This window comes from Streptomyces sp. NPDC102258 (assembly GCF_055584685.1).
Genome location: NZ_JBVJLO010000044.1, coordinates 1 through 18,841 on the forward strand (window position 1 = coordinate 1; position 18,841 = coordinate 18,841).

The window sequence follows — 18,841 nt, forward strand, 5'->3', positions numbered from 1 at the left end:
CCTACTCCTGACCAGCGAAAACGCCGCCCTCAAGTCCGGAAAGACAACAACCTCTCAGACCGGGACGGGCTGCGGTCTGGCGGGGGTTTCGGGGGCGGCCATGGCGGACGTCTGCCGGACCTACCGGGGAACCGGTGGGACCCGTAGGAGAGCCGCGTTTTGCTGGTGGTTGGGGTGGGTAGCGCCGTGGATGTCGTTCTGTTTGTGAAGGCCGGTGTCGCTTTCCAGCGGAGGCTGGTTGATGCTTGTGTAGGCGCACGAGGGTGACCGGTTCGATCTTTGCCCGCTGAGGGTGGGTGCCCCGGGAAGGTCGTTGTCGGAGGTATGGGGCATGCTCGGTGTCATGAGTTCCCTTGTGCCGTCGGTCCGTTTGTCGTGGGACCGTATAGAAGCTTGGCTGCGCGTGTATGCCCCTGCCTCGTACGCGCTTCTCGCACCGGCCGCGGCCCCCGGCCGGATTGAGGCGGCGCAGGCGGAGATGGGGCTGCGCTTTCCGGCCGACCTGGTCGACTCTCTGCTCTGCCACGATGGTCTGCTGAAGTGGGGCAACCTCTTTCCAGGTGAGCCGCCCCAGCCGATCGAGCTGATCGTGGATCACTGGCGGATGTGTGAGGAGATCGCGGGGGAAGACAACGACCTCCGCGAAGCCTCGGGGCCTTCGGACGAGCCTTGGTGGCACGTTCGGTGGATCCCCTGGGCCCACGGTGACGGGGACGCGCAGGTGATCGACATGCGTGAGGGTCCGGAGAAGGGGCGGCTGGGCACCGCGTCCCACGACGGCACCGGCCACTTCGGCGAGGGCTGGCCGTCGCTCGCCGTATACCTGGCGGAGGTGGCCGACGTATTGGAGCACGGCGGCATGGTCGATGGCTGCGTTCCCTACCTGACGCGCGACGGCGAACTGTGGTGGTCCTTCGAGGACGACACCGACCTGAACGGCGAGCCGCTGACGCCCGCACCCGTCCCGGGGAGGGAGGCGGCCCTTGCGGCGCGGGCTGGGTGGAGCCTGGCCGAGCTGCTGGGACCTCCCGTTGGGCCGGCGGATGACGGCGTCGCTGTGATCGAGGCGGTCGCCCGTGACTGGGGAGTCGTCCTTCCGGCGGACTACGTGTCCGTAGCCGCCCTGTACGGCGACGTCATGATCTCCGACTACGTGTACTTCTGCGGCGCCGCGGACCTGCGTCCGTACGGGGAGGACTGGAGCAGCCGACTGGAGGGCTCTCCCTCTGTGCCCTGTCCTGTCCTGCCTTCGCGGGGAGGGGCGCTGCTTTGGGGTCACACGATTGAGGGCGACCGACTCTTCTTGGTTCCGCAGGCGGACGGTACCTGGACCGTTTCGGCGTTCCGCCGGGGTTGGGGCGACTGGCACGACACCGGGCTCGGCTTCACCGAGTGGTTCAGCGGAGCTCTCGCCGGTGTGCTCGCCACCGACTGGTTGCCTCAGTGGGAGCCGGGTCGGCATCCCGTGGAGAGAGTGCACTCCTGAACCCGATCAGATTCAGGGCTCGCGACATCGGCTGTCGCCGGTCAGTGAATCTGCGCAGTCGTCAGGGCTGTGACCTGGGGTATTGGCAGGTCAGAGTGCGGGTGTGCAGGTTGATTGGGTAAGGGCTGTCCCGTAATCCCAGGAGGCTGAGGGGCATACTGCGTCCGGGTCGGTGCCGATGGCGCCGGCCGAGCGAAGCGAACGCCCGAGGTCTTTGGTGAGGATGCGGGGATGTCGCCGCCACCACCACAGGTCGGGGCCGGGCAGCTTGTGGAACTGGTCAAGTGCTTGGCCGTCGTCGTCGACGGTCGCGGCCTTGTACTGGCCGTCCAGGGCTTTGATCTGAGGGGTCCAGAGCTGGACGATGTGTTCGTCCAGCAGGAGCCACGCCTCGTGCAGCCAGTTTCGGCAGGACAGGTCGTTGGTGTACTCGTAGATGTCGTCGCCGTAGCCGCGCTCGATGGAGCTGACCAGGGCGGCCCACGCGTTCACCCTTTCAGCGACGGTGAATGCCGTCCGCCAGCCGCGCTGGTTCAACAACTCTCCCACCTCGGTTTCAGTAGCCACGGGCGTGAGGCTCTCACGCCGGATCCGTGCGGACGAACGAGATATGTCCCGCCAGAGGCTGGTGGGATCCGCTGGTGATCAAGAAGAGACGATCTCGCTGTGGCTGGTGTGATCACGGCGTCGGAGCCGTCCTGGATATCCCCGTTCACCGGGCTGAGCCCGCGGCAGTTCGGGAAGCTGGTGACGGTGCTGCGGCGCGAGGGGGCGGACTCGGTCCGCAGGGGCCGGCCATGGAGTCTTCCGCTGGAGGACCGGGCCCTGTTGGTCGCGGCCTACTGGCGCACGAACCTGACCATGCGGCAGCTCGCCCCGCTGTTCGGGGTGTCCAAGTCGACGGCGGACCGGATCATCGATCACCTCGGGCCGATGCTCGCGCTCCAACCCGCAAACGGTTCGCCAAGGACACCGTGCTGATCGTGGACGGCACCCTGGTGCCCACCCGCGACCACGCCGTGGCCGAGCAGTCGAAGAACTACCGGTACTCCACCAACCACCAGGTCGTCATCGACGCCGACACCTGCCTCGTCGTAGTGGTCGGCAGGCCCCTGCCCGGCAACCGCAACGACTGCAAGGCATGGGAGGAGTCCGGCGCGAAGGCCGCCGTCGGCACGACCATGACCATCGCCGACGGCGGCTACCCGGGCACCGGGCTCTTGATGCCCCACCGGCGCCGCAAAGGCGAGGAGCTACCCGGCTGGAAGCAGGCCCACAACAAGTCCCACAAACAGGTCCGCGCCCGCGTCGAGCACGTCTTCGCCCGCATGAAGACCTGGAAGATCCTCCGCGACTGCCGTCTCAAAGGCGACGGCGTCCATTACGCCATGCTCGGTATCGCACGGATGCACAACCTCGCACTCGCCGGATAGACCAGCAAACCATCCAGCAGACCACCATGCCCGAGCCCACGGGAGATCATTTACGGGACAGCCCTTAGGCGGCGACTTCGCGCATGGGGGAATCGCTTCGCGGGGCTTGTGGCAGGCGATGTTGAACCGTTCGGCACTGGTCAACATCGGAGACGCCTTGCCCAACGGGCGATCCCTGAAGTGGTGGCGGCTGGCGCATGCTTCGGTCATCTATCGCGGTTGCCGCCCCGCACACGAGCTACCTGCGGAGGATGGGGTAGCAGACCATTAGAGCTCGTAACAGGATCTTGATGAGATGTGCTGGTCGACCGTGACCGGTGTGACGATTCGGCCGTTCGTGGTGGCGTGAGTAATCGGCCATGGATCCTGGACGACGAGTTATGGGCACGTATCGAGCCGCTGCTGCCGCCCTGGCCGGCGAGGTCACCAGGGCCGCGGCCGGTAGCTGACCGGCTGTGTCTGCAAGGCATCTTGTACGTGCTCTGCAACGACATCGCCTGGCAACACCTGCCCCTGAGCTGGGATTCGGCTCCGGTCAGACCTGCTGGCGCGCCTGGAGCGGTGGCAGCAGGCCGAGGTCTTCGACCAACTGCACCGACTCCTCCTCTCCGAGCTGAACGCGGCCGGCCGCCTCGACTGGTCAAGGGCCTGCGTGGATGGTTCCCACATCCGCGCGAAGCAGGGGGAGCCGACACCGGTCCGTCGCCGGTCGACCGGCGGAAGACGGGCAGCAAACACCATCTGATCTGCGACGGACGCGGCACTCCGCTGAAAGGCGTCACAACTGCGGCGAACGTCAACGACGTCCCCCAGACCCTCGCCCTGGTCGACGGCATCCCATCGGTGGCAGGCCGTCCCGGCCGGCCCCGCCGCCGTCCCGAGGCCCTGCTCGGAGACAAGGGTTACGACTCCAACCCCCAACCGCGATGAGCTGCGCAAACGCCGGATCCTGCCCGTCATCTCCCGCAAAGGAGCCCCGAACATCAAGGGCATGAGCAAGCTCCGCTACGTCGTCGAGCAGACCTTCGCCCTGCTCCACCAGTTCAAACGACTCGCCGTCCGCTGGGAACGCCGCACCGAGCTCCACGATGCGTTCATATCCCTTGCCTGCAGCCTCATCTGCTGGCGACGCCTCAAGAAGCACCGATCATGATCGTGTTACGAGCTCTTAGGGATACCCCTGACCGAAAGCTCGGGGATCATCCCGATGGTGCGAGCCCATCCTAGCCTTGCAGCATAAGCGATATGACGAAAAATCAGTCGATCAAGCAGCGCACCAACCGCCGTCGCGTCCTGCGGACCGTGGCCGCCTGCGCGGTCATCGCGCTCAGCACCCTGACCGCCGCTCTTCCCGCCGAGGCGGCCCCGGCATCCGCGCCAGCCGCGCACCCGGCTCGGCTGAGTCTGCCCGCCCCGACCGGCAGGTACCAGGTCGGCGAGGTGGCACTGCACCTGGTCGACCGCTCCCGGCCCGACCCGTGGCAGAGCGACAAGAGCAACCGCGAGCTGATGGTCAGCGTGTACTACCCCACAACCCATGCGGCCGGTCACCCTGCCGCGCCCTACATGCTGCCTGGCGCGGCCGCGCACTTCGACTCGGTGACCGCCGACGGCTACCTCGGGATGGGCCTGTCGACCGGGCAGATCGACTGGGCATCCACCGTCACGCACGCGGTGCAGGGCGCTCCGGTCGCCGACCGAGGCGGGAAGCTGCCGGTGCTGATCTACTCCCCGGGGCTCGGCGAACCCCGGACCTGGGGCACCACGCTGGTAACGGACCTGGCCAGCCGAGGCTATGTCGTGGTCACCGTCGACAACACCTACGAATCCCCGGAAGTCCAGTTCCCAGACGGTTCGCTGGCCACGATGGCCCTGCCGAACGACCCGGATGCGTTCATCAAGAAGTCCCTCGCCGTCCGGGTCACCGACACCGGATTCGTGCTGGACCAGCTGGGCCTGCTGAACGCCGGTCAGAACCCCGACGTGGACGGCCAGCGGCTGCCGAACGGCCTCGCCGGCGCGCTGGACCTGTCCGAGGTGGGCATGTTCGGCCACTCGCTGGGCGGCACGGCCGCGGCCATGGCCATGGACGCCGACCCGCGGATCAGCGCCGGCATCAACATGGACGGCAACCTGACCAACTTCGACAAAACCCTCATGCCGGTGGCCGAGCATGGGCTCGACCGGCCGTTCCTGCTGCTGGGCGAGGACGACAAAGATACAGACACCGGCCCCGGCTGGCAGGCGTTCCGCGCCCACACGCCAGGATGGACCCGCCAGCTCAAGCTGCGCGGTTCGGGGCACGCGTCGTTCACGGACGCGGAAGCACTGCTCTCCCAGCTGGACCTGCCGTCGGCCACGCGGACGAACAACATCGGCACGATCGACCCGACCACGGCGATCCGCACCAATGAGGGCTACGTGTCCGCCTTCTTCGACCACTGGCTGCGCGGGCGATGCGGCCGACTGATGGACGGACCGTCACCCGAGTACCCGGCGATGGAGTTCGTGGGCTGATCACCCTTAGCCGATGACCTAGCACATGAGGGTTCAGCTCTCCAGCCAGCGGGGTCTGGTTTCGTCGATGCCGAGGAGTTCGAGCAGGTGTGCTTCGACTCCTCGGCTGATGAGGATGACGGGTGGGCTGGTGGCGGTGCCAGGGCGGAGCATGAGGCCGTCGAGGTGGTAGAGGATCATGCGTCCGGTGGGGCGGACCTTGCGGTTGTCAGGGTAGAGGCCATGCATGGTCTGCTCGGGGCCCAGGGCCTGGCGTACTTGGCGTTCGATCAGGCAGAACACCAGCAGGGCCAGGCAGATGACGGTGATCAGGGCCGTGATGCGGCGGTTGTGCTCCAGGAAGAGCGGCGCGACGGTCAGGGGGCCTTTGAAGTCGCTGTAGCGGCGCTCGACCACTCCTTGCCCCTTGTAGCGCCGCAGGACCTCCGCGGCGTCGGCCTGCTGCGGGGTGAGCCGGGTGACCAGGACGTACCAGCCGTCGGCGGCCCTTTCGGCGTTCAGGAGGTCCTGGTCGAAGTGCCAGGTCAGGGAGGGGCGCCCGTCGGGGTCGGTGGTTACGGTGGTGCGCAGGCAGCTGGCGACCCGCCGGGTCCTGGCGATCACGCCGATCCGGGCCTCGACCTTCGCCGCGGTGTTGTAGTAGCGGCCGCCGGCGGAGCGGTGCAGCTTCTCCAGGTCTTCGGCCGCCTTGGCCAGGCGTTTGGCGCGGGCGGCCTGCTGACCTTTGGCGTTGCCGGTGGAGTGGACCAGGATCCGGCGCAGGCGGTGGGCCGGGTCGCGTTTGCGCGGGCCGGCCATGAGATGGACGTCCTCCAGGACCCGGTAGGACTCCCGCTGGTCGGCGGGGGTGTTCCGCTCGCGGTCGCGGTCGCCACGTAGTCGACCAGTTGGGCGGATTCCACGTCCAGGGCGGCGTAGACCTCCGCTTTGACCTGGGCGGCCGGCAACGGGGCGACGAAGTCGACCTTCGCGTCCAGCAGCGCGGTGATGTTCGGGTAGGACACGAGTTTGGAGTCCGCGACGAGCAGGAAGTCCTTGCGCTCCGCGATCTTCCGCAGGGCCTTCATCGCGCCGACGACCGGGGCGACCTCGCCCGCACCGCCGTCCTAAGCCCGATGGAAGACCGGGATCCCGCCGTCGCGGGTGACGGCCAGCCCGGCTTGGATCTGCTTCAGGCCCACCCGCCGGTCCTTGGGGTGACCGTACTTGACCTGCGCGAACCCGTCCTCCTGGTCGTCGTAGGCACCGAACATCGATATCGACGTCATGTCCCAGTGAATTTGGGCGATGTCGATCCCGAACTCCGCGATGGCCTGCGCGCCGATGGAGCCGGTGATCTCGTCCAGGTGCGGGGCGATGGCGTCCAGCGCGCGGGCAAGCCGGTCGTCGTTCAACGATTCCGGGGCCGTGCCGAAGACCTCCTCCACCGCCCACTTCTTCGCCCAGTCGCCGACTCGGACCATCGACGTGGTCGAGGACAGCCGGTTGGCGACTAGGGCCTGTCCAACGGATCATGTGACCTTCGCGGGCCTGGCTCGTTGGCCTGTCCGTGAGGCGGGGAGATCTGTCGAACGAGGAATGGGCCCGGCTGAAGCCGCATCTACCGAAGTCCGCTAAGCGGGGCGGTCGTTGGGTGAGCCATCGGAGGGTCATCAACGGGATCTTGTACCGAATCGCACGGGGGTGCCCTGGCGGGATCTGCCTGCGCGTTTCGGCAAGTGGAAGACCGTGTATGAGAGACACAGACGCTGGTCGGCGGACGGCACGTGGGACAGGCTCTTCGCCGCTGTCCTGGCTGACGCCGACGCGGAGGGCCGTATCGACTGGTCGATGGTGAGCGTGGACTCCACCTCCTGCCGGGCTCACCAGCACGCTGCCGGCGCCCGCAAGCGACGCCCGCGGGTGCCGGGAAAAGATCAACGCCCCGGCAGCACCGCTCCGACGAGGGGCTCGGACGCTCTCGGGGCGGCCTCACCTGCAAGATCCACCTCGTTGGGGAAGGCGGACGCCGCCCGCTGGCCCTGCTGATCACGCCAGGCCAGTGGGGCGACGCCCCACAGTTCATCCCCATCATGGAACGTGTCCGAGTCGCCCGTCTCGGCGGCGGACGTCCGCGCACCCGACCGGACGTCTCGGCGGTGACAAGGCGTACTCCTCGCGCCGCAATCGCCGATACCTGCGACGACGCCAGATCAAGCACACGATCCCCGAACCGAAGAACCAGCGGGCCAACCGCCAGAGCCACGGCAGCAGGGGCGGCCGGCCTGCGGGCTTCGACAAGACGATCTACAAAAGGAGGAACGAAGTCGAGCGAACGATCAATGCGCTCAAGACCTGCAGGGCCGTGGCCACGAGGTACGACAAGCGTGCCTACATCTTCCACGGCACCATCATCATCGCCTCGATTCGACTCTGGCTGCGCCCATGATCTGGGACAGACCTGGCGTACTCGAGGCCGGCACCAGTACCGGAGCAGCCGCATCTCCCCTCAATGCTGCTCTGGCCATGCTTGCTCAACCGGTATGGGTCACCACGGCACCGATGAGCTCGGGCCAGAGTTCACGCGGGCGATCGTGGCCCATGTCGGGGACCAGCAGGAGTTGGGCGCCGGGAACCAGCTCCGCGGTGCGTTTCCCGCCGCTGGGGTCGATCAGCGTGTCGTCCAGGCCGTGGATCACCAGCGTCGGCACCCGCAGCTCACGCAGTGCATCCGCACGTGAACCGCTGAGGATCATCGCGCCGAGCTGCCGCCCGATCCCCTCGGGGTAGTAGGCGCGGTCGTAGCTCGCGGCGGCCAGCTCACGCAGCACCGAGGCGTCGCCGTATCGCTTGGAGGCCCACACCAGTTCCCGCTCCGCCGCCGCAACGTATCCCTCGCGGTCCGCGGGCTTGGGACTGAACAGCACCGCCTGGGCCTCCGGGCTGGACTGGCCGTATTCGCTCTCGCCGGTCGAGGACATCATCGACGTCAAGGTCAGCACCCGCTCCGGGCAGGAGAGGGCCATCACCTGGGCGATCATCCCTCCCATCGAGGCACCGACCACGTGGGCGCGTTCGATACCGAGCGCGGTGAGCAGGCCGAGGCCGTCACCCGCCATGTCGAGAAGCCGATAGGGAACCATGGCGAGGGCGGCGGGAATGTCTCCCGAGCTGACGGCGGCGATGAACTTGCCCATGTCCACAGGATGATCGTCGAACTTGGCGGACAGCCCGCAGTCCCGGTTGTCGTACCGGATCACGTAACGGCCGCGGTCTGCCAGTGCTCGGCAAAAGTCCTCGTGCCAGGCGAGCATCTGCGCGCCGAAACCCATCACCAGCAGGACTGGCGGGTCTCCAGGGTCGCCGAAACTCCCGTACGCGATAGACACCTCAGGGGACACGTCAACGATCGACATGCACGGAGACTGTCATAGTCATCCACGGAGCGCACCCAGAATATCGTCCGGTGACCTGCACATACTTTCCTGGCTTCTGCCCATGATCCGTCGGACAGGCCCTAGGGCCTGTCGTCAAAGTGATCTTGAGTGGTGGATCATGGTGTCGTGATACGTCGCCATGAACTGTCCGATGTCGAGTGGGAACTTGTGCAGCCGTTGCTGCCCAAGCCCTTGCGCGGGCGGCCGCGGCTGGACGACCGGACAGTCCTGAACGGGATCGTGTGGAAGTTCCGGACCGGGGTCGCCTGGCGGGACGTGCCTGAGCGGTACGGCTCGTGGGCCAGCCTCCACACGCGTTTCCGCAGGTGGGCGTCGGACGGAACTTTCGAGCGGATGCTCCGGGCCGCGCAGGCGCAAGCGGACGAGGCAGGCGATATCGAGTGGCTGGTTTCGGTGGACTCCACCGTTGTCCGCGCCCACCAGCATGCGGCCGGGGCCCGAAAAGGGGGCTCCAGAGCCCGGCCATCGGCCGGTCCCGCGGCGGGCTGACCAGCAAGATCCACCTGGCCTGCGACGGCTCCGGCCGACCGCTCGCCTTCGCCCTGACCGGCGGGAACACCAACGACTGCACTCAGTTCACCGCCGTGATGGACGCGATTCGCGTGCCCCGGATCGGACCGGGCCGCCCCAGAACCAGGCCCGATCACGTCCTCGGTGACAAGGGCTACAGCTCGAAGGCGATCCGGACCTGGCTGCGGCGCCGCGGCATCAGCCACACCATCCCGGAACGGAAAGACCAGATTGCCAACCGGGCCCGGCGCGGCCACCTCGGTGGCCGCCCGCCCGCCCGCCTTCGACCGCGAGGTCTACAAACGCCGCAACGTCGTGGAACGGTGCTTCAACCGACTTAAGCAGTGGCGCGGCATCGCCACCCGCTACGACAAGACCGCCCAGTCCTACCAAGCAGCGGTCACCCTCGCATCGCTCCTGATGTGGGCGTAACACTTTGACGACAACTCCTAGGGCGCCATCTCCAAGGGCACCGTGTGGAAGCGCGTGCAGCTGCTCGCCCTGGAGCCGGAGGTCCAAGGAGCACTCCGGGACGGCGCGCTGGCGGTCAGCACCGCGGAGAAGCTCCAGAAGATGAGCGCCGAGGACCAGCGGGAGGCAGTGGTCCTGGTCCAGGGCGGCATGCGCCCGCTGGAGGCGCAGGCCCAGATCCTCGCGCGGCAGCGGCAGGCCGACGATGCACCCGACTCCGAAACGGCCAGTGGTGAGGAGACCGTTTCCGCTGGAAACGGCACCGCGCCGCAGCCGGCGGCCGTTTCCAACACTGGAAACGCCCCCAAGCCCCGCGCGACGCTAAAGCAGGAGCAGACCAAGCCGTCGGCCGACCAGTACGAGCGGGACCGTAGCACGGCCGCCGCAGCCCGGGACGCCGCCTGCCAGCTCCTGGTGGAGACCGTCGACGTCGGCGACACCGCCGACAGCGACCTCCTCCTCAAGGCCATGACCGGCGCCTTGCTCGCTCCGCAGCAGCAGTCCGCCGCGCAGCAGCGAGCCCTGGTCTGGCTCCGCCGAGCCGAACGCCACGGCATCGACGACCAGAACGCCGGCAGCTACTTCAACGCCGTCCAGGACTCGGGCGACACCGAACTCCAGCGGCTCGCCGCGTTCGCGAGCGCCCTTGCCGCCGCCGAGCTCCGCACCGCCGCCCGTCGGCACGCCTGGGGCAGCCGAGAGACCGGCTACCTCCGCCTCCTCCAGGAACACGCGCAGTACGCCCCGGAGACCGCGTGGGAGAAGAAGGAACTGGGCTCCGACACCACAGGAGAGAACGCGTGACGCGCACCGTCGACCCCCGCTTCCGCCCCAGGGGGCGGCGCCACCCCAAGATCTACGCCTTCATCCTCGAGTGCGGCGGATCCACCAAGACCACCAGCGCCACCTCCATGGCGACCGAGGCAGCCCTGCGTGGATACCCGGGCACCGTCTTCGACTTCGACGCCAACCGGTCCACGACCACGATCCTCGGCTACGACGAAGAGGCCATGAAGGGACGCAAGACCGTCCTCGACCTCATCCACGGAACCGCGACCCTGGACGAGGTGGCGCTCCCGGCCCGCTACCGCATCGGTGACGGCTACGACGACGACGCCTTCGCCTACATCCCCGGCCTGCGCGTCGTGCCCAGCTGCAAGGAGATGTCCACCGCGGACACCGCCATCGCCGAGGACGCGGACCGGCAGGACTGGTTCGCCGAGATCCTGCTCGGCTACGACGGAGACGAGGACGACGTCTTCTGGCTCGACTTCCCCGCCAGCTACGGGAAGATGGTCTACTCCGTGATCCGCATGCTCGATGAGGACGACTCCGTCATCCCGTCGGTCCGGGCCGATCCGAAGGACGTCAAGCTGTTGGTCCCGCTGTTCGAGGAACTCGACCGCGGCCGGGAGAAGAACCGCCTCCGGCGCTCGGTGCCCGGCCGACCGACGGTCAACCACCTGATCCTCACTGGCACCCCGACCGCCAGCTACACCGAAGCCTCGGCCAGGAAGGCCACGGCACTCGCAGAGTCCCTGTACGGCGACATCCTCACGCCGTACGTCCGGTACTCCGCCGACGCCAAGAAGCTGTACGACGACTGCTGCCCCCTGCCCATCCTCCTGCCCAACTCGGTCCCGGCCGTCGACTACCGCAAGCTGATGACCAGCATCGGATTCCCCGACCGCACCTGACCACCGTTTCCAATGGAAACGGCACGAGGGCCCGACCACCTTCTGGGTGTCGGGTCCTCCTGCTTCCACCAGTCACCGTCCGGCGTCGATGCCCTTCCAGCCGCTCCCGAGCCGGCGGCGCTGAGGCCGCGATGCCGGAACGGTGCGCGACAGACGGGTTCAACGCGGTGGTCACCTGCACGGCCGTCGTCGGGGAAAGGCCGGCGGTGACCTGTCCGGAGGCCAGGAGCCGGGCGTACGTTCTGCCACTCGTTCTTGCCTTCGATGACCTTGATGCTCTCACCACCATCCGCCACATCTTCGATGACCAGCGCACGCCGAGCAGGCGGCAGCAGCCGCGGAACCGGTCCGCAGGATCGGGTGGTTCCTGCCCCGCCCACCCGGGAACGGCCATCACCGGCTTCAGCGCCGGCGAAGGAACGTTCGGACGCTGTCGATCGGCGCTACTGGCCGGGTCGCGACGCGCTCCCGGGCACCGTGCGCCAGGCACTTCCGGCGCGCAGAGGCGCGACAATGCCTCAAATCTGCCTTGGCATGTCCAGGTTAACCGCCGGTAAGGTGATCATCGCGTGGATGGCAGCCCTGACCCGGTGCGCCGTCGCACGCGTCAGCGGCGGCCGGGGGGAACAGTGTCGCTACGGGGGGACTAGTTGATCATGCCGCGGCGTCGGTTTTTCAAGACTGCTGCTTCGGTGGGTGCAACCTGCTGCTCTCTTGCGACAGCGGGCTGAATCAAACGCTTCCTGTGTGCTCCCCGCCTGCCTTCATTCGCCATGAAGGAATGCTCTTTTGCGCACAAAACCCGTCTTCTTCCCGCCCGGATCGCGTAGATCCGCCCTTCTCACTCCGGTGGTCACATCCGTCGTCGCCCTGGCCGTCGTGGGCGGCCTTGCCTTGCAGCCCAGGGCGCTTGGGAACGCCGGGCTCCGCGCCGGCGCCGCCGGCAGCTCTCGGGACTGGCTTTACGACACTGCTGCCGAGCAGTGGCGGCAAGATCAGTGTCTGATGGCCGACGTGCTGCGGCTGGGCGGTCCGGCTATGGCGCAGGTCGCTCAGGATGGCCTCAACCAGCCGCAGGACAAGCTCCATGTGCTGGCCGACCGCCAGCACTGGGAGCAGACCCCGCTTGCCACCGCGTATCAGAAGGACCGGGACGTGGCGAACAATGCCTTGACGGCCCTCAACTCGCTGCGTGATACGTGGCAGAAGCCGTTGGAGGGGTTGACGACGCCGGCGGGGATCAATGATGCCGACTTTCACTGGCCCCCGGGTTCGCCGGGTGACGGCAAGCAGTCCTTCCACGCTCAGACCGGTTTGATCCAGTGGACCGCCGACCGGTTCTGGACCTCGGAGGGCGACTTCTACCAGGACTCCACGCCCAAAGCGTCGGGGCCTGTCGTCGGGGCGGTCAAGAATCTGGGCACTCCGCTCTACGGCGCCGATCCCGATCCGAAGACAACTCCGGCGGACCAGTGGCAGCGCGCGCTCATGGAGCACGAGGCGTTCCAATACCTGACGTCCGGGTCGGTAGCGCAGCCCACGGGCGCTGACGACGCCCGCATGTTCCTTGCCTCGGGAGGCTTCCCGCGTACGGCGCCTAAGGCGGGGACTGCGGAGTACCGCATCGCGGTCGAGGACCTGAAGTCCAGGTTCGCCTCCTGTGCCTGGCGCGATCCGCTGGACCCGAACGAGGTCCTCGCAGGCATCACCGACACGGCGGCCGGTGAGTGGCAGCAGGAGATCACCTCCCAGCAGGCGCAGCGGAACCAGATCCTGGCCGCCAACAAGGACGCCACCCAGTCCCTGACCACCGGGGCGAAGGCCCTGGGCGAGATGCTGGGGCACTCCTGGGTGGCCGACCACGCCGCCCGCTTCCAGGACTACTGGTCCCCCGGCGGCGCGGGCACCGTCGGCGACAACACTGCCGTGATCGAGGTGCACGCCGCCAACGGCAAGTGCCTCGACGTTGAGAACAGCGGCGCCGTTGACGGTACGCCCGTACAGGTCTACTCGTGCAACGGCACGGGCGCGCAGCAGTGGTGGGTCTACGGCGACGACCACGGTCTGCACTTGCGCAACCGGAATTACAAGTGCCTGGACGTGTCGAACAACGACTCGACCAATGGCACTAAGATCCAGGTCTGGACGTGCAACAGCTCCCCGGCGCAGACCTGGGAGTACAACCTGCGCGCCACCACGAGCCTGAAGAACGTCGGCACCGGCAAGTGCCTGGATCTGCACACCTACGACAACGGCAACGACTCGTGGCTGTGGGACTGTAACGGGACGGGCCCGCAGCAGTTCGACATCAAGCCGTCCCGCACCGGCACCGTTCCGGCCAAGGTCGAGTTCGACAAGGCGAAGAAGGCCGTCGCGGACGCCCAGGCCGGGGCGAAGAAGCAGCTCGAGATCCTCAAGGCGCAGGCCGCTGCGGCCAAGAAGGCCGCCACCACCAGTGACACCGCCGAGCAGGCCGCCTACGCCATCGCCGACTCAGCCGGTGCGCCGCGCGGCCGTGGTTTGCTGGTCGGCCAACAGAAGGCTCAGGTCACCAAGGGTGCGGGAGCCGCTCTGGACGCGATGGTGAAGGCCGGCGAGACCGCCGAGGCGGCCACCCGTGCCTCCGGCGCGGACAGCGAGACCATCGCACAGCGTGCCCTGGCCCAGGCTGCTCAGGCGAAGGCGGAGTTCCGCCGGGAAGCGGCCCACACGGCCGAACTGCAGGCCAAGGCGGCCACGGATGCGGCCAAAACGCACCGGGACAACGCCAAGAAGGATGCGGAGACCGCCAAGTCCAAGCTCGGCGACGCGCTGAAGGCGGAGGCCGACGCGAAGGCGGCGGCGGCCAACGCCCACGCCAAGCGGCTCGCGGCCGAGGCGGAAGAGGCCACGGCGAAGAAGGAGAAGGAGACCGCCGCCGCCAAGCAGGCAGAGGTGGCGGAGCACAAGAGGAACGCCGAAGCGCAGGCGACGAAGGCCAAGGACGCCAAGGGCAAGGCCGAAGCCGCCGAGGCGGCTGCGGTCGAGCGCAGGAACGGCGCCGTCAAGGCCCGGGACAATGCCAAGACGAAACGGGACGACGCTTGGGAAGCGGAGCAGAAGGCCGACGCCGCACGCGCGAAGGCGGACGCCAAGGCCGCCTACGCCGCTTCCCTCGAATCGGGCACGGAGGCCACCGCCGCGCGCACGGCCGCCGACGAGGCGAACAAGTACGCGACCGACGCCGAGACGGCAGCCGGCAAGGCGAGGAGCGAGGCCAACGCGGCGACACAGGCGGCCGCGGACGCAGACGCGGCAGCCACCCGTGCCGAAGCGGCCGCCAAGCGGGCCCGCTCCGACGCCGACGCCGCTCAGGCAGCGAAACTGGCGGCCGACGCCGCGGTCAGGACCGCGACTAGCGCCGTCGCGGACGCGATCACAGCCTCCCAGCACGCCGCGTCCGAGGCGAGGGCGGCCGTCGCACTGGCCAACGAGGCGGACGGGCAGGCCAAGACAGCCACATCCCAGGCAGACAAGGCCAAACAGGAAGCCGCCAAGGCCAAGACCGCAGCCGCCAAGGCGGCGGGTTACGCCTACGTGACCGCCCAGGCCGCAGTGGACGCGGGCAAGGCCGCCGCGCAGGTCGCCAAGCCCGCGAACGACGCCATTCAGCTCGGATCGCCCTACGCCACCACGGACTCGGCCGCGAGCCTGGTCGTACTAACCGGGCAGGCTTCGAAGACCATCGCCGAACAGCAGAAAGCCATCGCCGACGCCCACGCCAAGAACGCGCAGGAAGAGGCCGCAGCGGCCAAGGCCCTGGCCGAGCAGGCGCAGGACGACACCAAGGCCGCCTACCAACACGCGGCCACCGCCGCCGGGTACGCCTCCGACGCCCGCACCTACGCCAAGGAAGCCCTCGGCTACTCGGCCGACGCCGCGAAGTCGGCATCCCTGGCGACAGCCTCCCTGGCACGCAGCGTCGAATACGCCGGCCAGGCCGCTGCGGACGCCGTGGCCGCGGACCAGGCAGCTGGACGCTCCGAGGGCTACGCCAAGACAGCCCGCGACTCCGCCGACCAAGCCGCGCTCGACGCGACCGCCGCCCGCGCTGCAGCCGCCCAAGCCGAACAAGACGCCAAGACCGCCCGCGCTGCGGCCGACCGCGCCGCCATTGCCGCGACCGAAGCCGAGAAGGCGGCCCAGGACGCCGACAAGTACGCCAAGGAAGCACAGGAAGCAGCCGACCGGGCTGAGACCAAGGCGAGCAACGGTCAGATCACGGCCGGCGCCACGACCGGCCTCGGGAACGTCTTCTACGTCCTCAACCACATGGAGACGATCGGCGAACCGGAGATCCTCAAGAAGGAGAACTGCAACCCGATCGTCCACACCGGCGACTGCGTGATCAAGGGAGTCATCCACTACAACGCCGTCGTCGACCTCTACCTATGCACGGCTGAGGACATGCCGGCCACCCACTCGGGGTGTCCGTCCGAAAGCACGGTGTACCTCGGCACCCAGGCCCTGAAGGACCAGAAGTACGAGTTCACGCGCGTCCTCTCGATGGCTGAGTTCAACGCGGGCATCGACCCGGTAAAGATCATCCTCGGCGACTTCATCGAATGCGCCCACAAAGTCGCTCCCGGCGGCGAAAGCGGAAGCTGGGCGAGCTGCGCATGGGCTGCGACCTGGTTCATCCCTGGCAAGGCCATCGAAGCAGCGCTTGACGGAATCCGTGCACTTGACGCTGCAATGAAGACCGGCATCGGCATCGCCGATGCGGCTCGGGCGCTGAAGGCACTGAACCTGGATCCCCAGGTGTTGGCGGCGCTCGAGCACGAAGCCAATGCCGCCGAGGCGATGTTCACCTCGTGCATCACGAACAGCTTCCCCGCCCGCACCGAGGTGCTCATGGCCGACGGATCACGCCGGCCGATCAGCACGGTCCGTGTGGGAGACCGAGTGCTGGCCGCCGATCCGGAGTCAGGCATCCTGCGGTCCGAACCCGTCATCGACACGTTCCAACACTCGGCCGAGCAGCTGGTGACCATCGCTCTGGCCGACGGTGGCAGCCTGGACACCACGCCCGGGCACAAGATCCGTACCGACCGACGCGGCTGGGTCCTGGCCTCGGAACTGCGCGCCGGCGACCGGCTGCTTACTCCCGAGGGCGACCTGCGTACGGTGACGGGGGTGCGCGACCACTCCGATATCGCCTCCCGGCAGGTCTACGACCTCACCGTCGGTGGCCTGCACACCTTCTACGTGCGCACCGAGGGACCCCGGGCCTCGGACGTACTGGTGCACAACTGCATGAACTTGCGGGATGAGCTGCTCCCGAGCCTCAGGGCGTACGAGGACGAGATCCACACCCTCAAGGAGCACGTCAACCCGGATGCGGCGAGGGCCTTCGCGCTCGCCAAGAAGAAGGGGGTGCCCAATACGGTGTGGACCAGCGAGGAAATCGCCCAACAGGCCATCGACCGCGTCATCTCGGACTACTTCCACACGCGTAACAGCAAGGGCGAGCTGGTTCTGGACGCGGCGAAGTGGAAGAGCTTCGAGAAGTGGCTGAGCACTGCCAGGGATGGCGAGCAGTACAAGACGATCACGGGGAAGTGGGACGCGTACCCCTCCCTGGGGAAGGCCTACCACCCCGATGGTGTGACGGTGACGGACGCGGGCAACAACGTCACAGTGATCCTCATGAAGGTCAAGGGCCACAGTGGTCAGGGCCGGGGTGGATACGTCGTCAAGACCGCCTATCCGACAGGGTGAACGTCATGACGGAAAAACGCAACGCGTACTTCGCGCTTGGGTACATCGGGGACTTCGGGCTCACCGGCCTGGCGGAGGAACTATGTGCGCCGGGGCGATGTTCCGACCTGGGTGCGGCGCTCGATACCGCAGCTGAGCTGGCAGATCGGTCCGAGGGTGAGGAAGCTGTCGAACTGGGTGAGGATGCCCGTCGACTACTGGCCTCACCGATCCGGGACCAGGTCCTCCACACGGTGTGGCTGGCTGCCGTCGGCCGGTGTTTCGATCCGGCCGGCCACGGCATGGACATCCGTGTCTGGCTGGGGAAGCTCTCGGAGGTGTCCATGGATCGACTCAGGCAAAACAAGCGGTCCTACACACCGCCGCCCGTGCAGCCGGTACGGGAAGAGGAGCTGTGCCGGGCGGTGGTGGCGGAGATCAGGGGGCTCGCTGCGGAGCTTGACCATGCCGCCGCCCTGCCGGATCTGGCGAACTCCCTGGAAGAGGTCGTGACACGCGCCGACGCCGACCTCGGCCTGCGTCTCTTTCTGCGCGTGCTGAAGGTGTATGCCGTGCCCGTCGAGAAGGAGCGCTACGACCGCTTCTTCGAGTTGCGCGACCACTTCGGGTATCACGCTGCGACGGTCCACGACGGCCTGAACGTGATCTGGCCGCAGGTGGGCGGCGGCCGGCAGGGCGTCATGTGGGACTTCGGGCTGCCGAAACTGGCCCGGCGGTTCGAGGCGGGGTGGCACAACCACACTCCGCAGGAGATCGTGGAGGACGCAGCGGCGGCTGACGGTTATGAGCGAACCCCCGGCTCCGAAGCGGTCCTGCTGCTGGAGGACGCGCTCAGACTGCTCGAGTCCGACCTGTCCTCCGACATGGTCACCACCTTGTGGTTGGCCGCCTCCGGGAGGGGGTACGACCTCGAATATGTCGGCGTTGACGGTAGGCAGTGGTTGGGCGAGATCGCGGAGGTATGCCGGGAGCGTCTGCGCGATGTCGCCCCCGCGTACACCCCTTCCGTTCCGTCCGCCCCGACCGATCTGACGGAGTCGGTGCTGCGCGTCCTGAGAGAGGTCGCACCGGCGGCAGAAGGTAAAGCCCTTAGCCCGAACTGGCGTCGCCTTCCGTCTACACGGATCGTGGACGCTCTGCAGCAGGTCGTCACCCGGGTGGACCCGGACCTCGGATTCCGGCTGTTCCTTCAGGCATTGTCGGCTCTGTCCGTGCCGCTTACCGAGGAGCAGTACGCGCGATTTGAGACCATCGGCAGGCAGTTCGGGTACAGCGAGGAACACGTCACGCTGGTAGACCACCTCGTGCAACACCGCTAAAGCCTTTCCTCAGCAGAAGGTAGACCCATGGGTGCCCCCCGCCAGCGGGGGGCACCCTTTCTTTGTCCTATTTGTGTGAGGATATGGTCTGCCGACTGGCAAGCCGCTACGCACCGACGGGCGCCCGTCTGCGCCGAGCATGCCGATGAGGGAGGCTCAGTAGCTGTTGTCGTTCCGATCTTGAGGGGTGTGTGTCGAACGGGAGTCTCGA

General features: G+C 67.6%; 9 protein-coding genes and 5 pseudogenes. 10 read left to right on the forward strand and 4 right to left on the reverse strand.

The features are described 5' to 3' along the window. Positions 1-343 precede the first annotated feature (343 nt). The gene (locus tag ACZ6ZT_RS34285; protein WP_469724332.1) at positions 344-1,486 is read left to right on the forward strand and encodes an SMI1/KNR4 family protein; all 1,143 of its coding nucleotides are present in this window, start codon (positions 344-346) and stop codon (positions 1,484-1,486) included. A gap of 90 nt (positions 1,487-1,576) precedes the next feature. Here the strand turns inward: ACZ6ZT_RS34285 and ACZ6ZT_RS34290 are convergent, their stop codons facing one another. Further along, complete coding sequence (locus ACZ6ZT_RS34290) at positions 1,577-2,053, reverse strand: hypothetical protein (protein ID WP_469724333.1); 477 nt, start codon at positions 2,051-2,053, stop codon at positions 1,577-1,579. Positions 2,054-2,152: 99 nt separating this feature from the next. Between ACZ6ZT_RS34290 and ACZ6ZT_RS34295 the strand changes: the two are divergent. The 3 genes and pseudogenes from ACZ6ZT_RS34295 to ACZ6ZT_RS34305 all read left to right on the forward strand — a co-directional run bounded on the left by ACZ6ZT_RS34295 (position 2,153) and on the right by ACZ6ZT_RS34305 (position 5,436). After that, positions 2,153-2,919, forward strand: a pseudogene (locus tag ACZ6ZT_RS34295) (transposase). Between the two features lie 345 nt (positions 2,920-3,264). After that, positions 3,265-4,072: pseudogene (locus tag ACZ6ZT_RS34300) on the forward strand (IS5 family transposase). Between the two features lie 92 nt (positions 4,073-4,164). Continuing rightward, positions 4,165-5,436, forward strand: a complete 1,272-nt coding sequence (locus ACZ6ZT_RS34305) for an alpha/beta hydrolase family protein (RefSeq protein WP_469724334.1) — start codon at positions 4,165-4,167, stop codon at positions 5,434-5,436. Between the two features lie 33 nt (positions 5,437-5,469). Here ACZ6ZT_RS34305 and ACZ6ZT_RS34310 read toward each other — a convergent pair whose 3' ends face one another. Together ACZ6ZT_RS34310 and ACZ6ZT_RS34315 are read right to left on the reverse strand one after the other, a co-directional pair. Beyond that, on the reverse strand, positions 5,470-6,333 hold the full coding sequence (locus ACZ6ZT_RS34310; protein WP_469724342.1) for an IS1634 family transposase: 864 nt from the start codon (positions 6,331-6,333) through the stop codon (positions 5,470-5,472). 209 nt (positions 6,334-6,542) lie between these two features. Then, positions 6,543-6,926, reverse strand: a pseudogene (locus tag ACZ6ZT_RS34315) (hypothetical protein); the annotation flags it as partial. Positions 6,927-6,985: 59 nt separating this feature from the next. Here ACZ6ZT_RS34315 and ACZ6ZT_RS34320 point away from each other — a divergent pair. Further along, positions 6,986-7,864: pseudogene (locus ACZ6ZT_RS34320) on the forward strand (IS5 family transposase). Between the two features lie 85 nt (positions 7,865-7,949). On the opposite strand, the gene ACZ6ZT_RS34325 reads toward ACZ6ZT_RS34320, so the two are convergent. Next, complete coding sequence (locus tag ACZ6ZT_RS34325; RefSeq protein ID WP_469724336.1) at positions 7,950-8,831, reverse strand: alpha/beta fold hydrolase; 882 nt, start codon at positions 8,829-8,831, stop codon at positions 7,950-7,952. 150 nt (positions 8,832-8,981) lie between these two features. Here ACZ6ZT_RS34325 and ACZ6ZT_RS34330 point away from each other — a divergent pair. From ACZ6ZT_RS34330 to ACZ6ZT_RS34350, 5 genes and pseudogenes are all read left to right on the forward strand, one after another. Further along, positions 8,982-9,815, forward strand: a pseudogene (locus tag ACZ6ZT_RS34330) (IS5 family transposase). A 42-nt stretch (positions 9,816-9,857) separates the two neighbouring features. Further along, positions 9,858-10,658 (forward strand): hypothetical protein, encoded by an 801-nt coding sequence (locus ACZ6ZT_RS34335; RefSeq protein WP_469724337.1) that lies wholly within the window; start codon positions 9,858-9,860, stop codon positions 10,656-10,658. After that, complete coding sequence (locus ACZ6ZT_RS34340) at positions 10,655-11,551, forward strand: ParA family protein (protein ID WP_469724338.1); 897 nt, start codon at positions 10,655-10,657, stop codon at positions 11,549-11,551. Before ACZ6ZT_RS34335 ends, ACZ6ZT_RS34340 begins: the two co-directional genes overlap by 4 nt. 1,005 nt (positions 11,552-12,556) lie before the next feature. Continuing rightward, complete coding sequence (locus tag ACZ6ZT_RS34345) at positions 12,557-17,311, forward strand: ricin-type beta-trefoil lectin domain protein (RefSeq protein WP_469724340.1); 4,755 nt, start codon at positions 12,557-12,559, stop codon at positions 17,309-17,311. Between the two features lie 5 nt (positions 17,312-17,316). Next, positions 17,317-18,630, forward strand: a complete 1,314-nt coding sequence (locus tag ACZ6ZT_RS34350) for a hypothetical protein (protein WP_469724341.1) — start codon at positions 17,317-17,319, stop codon at positions 18,628-18,630. Positions 18,631-18,841: the final 211 nt, after the last annotated feature.

Bases quoted from the DNA above. Each gene is read 5' to 3' on its own strand.
- ACZ6ZT_RS34345 (WP_469724340.1), top strand. From the start codon at position 12,557: ATGGCCGACGTGCTGCGGCTGGGCGGTCCGGCTATGGCGCAGGTCGCT.
- ACZ6ZT_RS34305 (WP_469724334.1), top strand. From the start codon at position 4,165: ATGACGAAAAATCAGTCGATCAAGCAGCGCACCAACCGCCGTCGCGTC.
- ACZ6ZT_RS34350 (WP_469724341.1), top strand. From the start codon at position 17,317: ATGACGGAAAAACGCAACGCGTACTTCGCGCTTGGGTACATCGGGGAC.
- ACZ6ZT_RS34285 (WP_469724332.1), top strand. From the start codon at position 344: ATGAGTTCCCTTGTGCCGTCGGTCCGTTTGTCGTGGGACCGTATAGAA.
- ACZ6ZT_RS34325 (WP_469724336.1), bottom strand. From the start codon at position 8,831: ATGTCGATCGTTGACGTGTCCCCTGAGGTGTCTATCGCGTACGGGAGT.